Here is a 639-nt window from a genome sequence, read left to right on the forward strand (position 1 = left end):
CCCAACGCTCAACCTCAAGGTCATTCATCAAGTAGTCAACGGCTGGAACCGCTTGCTGGTTTGGCGCAGCACCTGTGTAGAAAACATTTTTAGACGACTCTTCACCTTCGTACTGAACAGGGTAGAACAACAAACCGTTCAACTCTTCAATGACAGGAAGAACCGCTTTACGTGAAGATGACGTCCAGCAACCGAAAATTACGTCAACCTCGTCTTTAGTAAGCAGTTCACGTGTTTTCTCTGCAAATAATGGCCAGTTCGATGCGGGGTCAACCACAACAGGCTCTAGCTTCTTACCTAGCAAACCACCTTCTTTGTTCTGCTCTTCGATCATCATTAGAACCGTGTCTTTCAGTGTTGTTTCACTGATCGCCATAGTGCCTGATAGAGAGTGAAGTACACCGACTTTAATCGTGTCAGCAGCCATTGCGCTCATTGCAAATGCTGAAGCACTTGCGCTAAGAACTAAACCTTTAAGCATTTTTTTCATTGTCATGATTCTACCTTCCTCAAAATAAGACTCTTGGATAATGAGGCACTTGTTATAAATTTGGAGTTATAGCCTCTTCATGAACGATTATGAAAAATATACTGCTTCGGGGGTATTGGCTGATTGACGAATTCGACTACGTCAAATAA

Annotated in this window: 1 protein-coding gene; it reads right to left on the reverse strand. The window is 43.2% G+C overall.

Annotated elements, in window-relative coordinates:
• A partial coding sequence (locus A3729_RS04355) for a transporter substrate-binding protein (RefSeq protein WP_231877336.1) occupies nt 1–490 on the reverse strand: 490 nt, incomplete at its 3' end.
• Nucleotides 491–639 lie beyond the last annotated feature (149 nt).

This window comes from Oleiphilus sp. HI0043, assembly GCF_001634935.1.